This window comes from Arachnia propionica (genome assembly GCF_003859805.1).
GTDB lineage: Bacteria > Actinomycetota > Actinomycetes > Propionibacteriales > Propionibacteriaceae > Arachnia > Arachnia propionica_C.
In genome coordinates, this window is record NZ_RQZG01000047.1 from 1 (window position 1) to 861 (window position 861).

General features: G+C 49.8%; 2 protein-coding genes. One reads left to right on the forward strand and one right to left on the reverse strand.

Annotated elements, in window-relative coordinates:
* The first annotated feature begins 117 nt into the window (after positions 1-117).
* A complete protein-coding gene (locus tag EII34_RS15715; protein ID WP_124846108.1) occupies positions 118-561 on the forward strand; it encodes a DUF6301 family protein in 444 nt (147 codons plus the stop codon).
* A 22-nt stretch (positions 562-583) separates the two neighbouring features.
* On the opposite strand, the gene EII34_RS16875 is transcribed toward EII34_RS15715, so the two are convergent.
* Positions 584-805 carry a transposase gene (locus EII34_RS16875; protein WP_124846109.1) on the reverse strand — a complete coding sequence of 74 codons (222 nt, stop codon included), beginning with the start codon at positions 803-805 and terminating at the stop codon, positions 584-586.
* Positions 806-861: the final 56 nt, after the last annotated feature.

The following is an 861-nucleotide window of genomic DNA, read 5'->3' on the forward strand; positions in this document are numbered from 1 at the left end:
GTACACCAACACCCGCACCAACGGCACCCTCCGCACCGGAGAATTCAACCTCGGACCAGAGGTACGGCTACACTGGGACGGCAACAACACCTTCACACTCACCCCACAGGAACCCTCATGAACCACCTCCCCTTCCACACCGCACACCACTGGATCACACAACTTGCGCAACTCCCCCACCCCATCACCATCAATGAAATAGCACGCGTAGCTACCGAACTTTCCTGGACACCAACAGATAGATCTGCAGCATTCACTTACGGAAAACCTGAATCATTCTTGATTCAAGTTTCATACAACAGGGAAAGTGAAGAGATTTTCGCGGTCACATTTCCCCTTTTTGCCACAAAAATCGACAACATCAAAGAGAGAGTCTTGGCAGCCGACTTCTACAAAAAGTACATTGAACAAGCCTCCAAGGCATGGGGAGCGCCAACGGATCATGCCACGAGCTCAACGGCAACGATATGGAGACTACATGACAAAGCATACGCAATGATCTACCTCCGCCCAAAGAAAATCATTGCATCATTTGAAAGACACGACCCCAATGACCTATAGCGGCCATGAAACAAGATGTCGTTTATAGGCGGTATGGGAATTTTTTCTGTTGGATGTAGGCTTCGAAGGCTTCGCGGGTGTCGTTGAAGTGGGGACGTTGGTGGTTGCTGATGTGGTGTTTGGCTTCACTCCAGACGTGTTCGATGGGGTTGTGGTCGGGGCAGTGGGGTGGCAGTTGGATGAAGGTGATGTTCGCGAAACGGTTTCCTGGAGGGTTATTCAGGTGGCTTGAAAATAGCATCATGAAACACGTCGCAATTTAAACACAAAGGGGCAGCTCATTCCGATAGGATAAATCTT

Excerpts from the sequence above, each read along its gene's own strand:
- EII34_RS15715 (WP_124846108.1), top strand. The coding sequence starts at position 118 with ATGAACCACCTCCCCTTCCACACCGCACACCACTGGATCACACAACTT.
- EII34_RS16875 (WP_124846109.1), bottom strand. The coding sequence starts at position 805 with ATGATGCTATTTTCAAGCCACCTGAATAACCCTCCAGGAAACCGTTTC.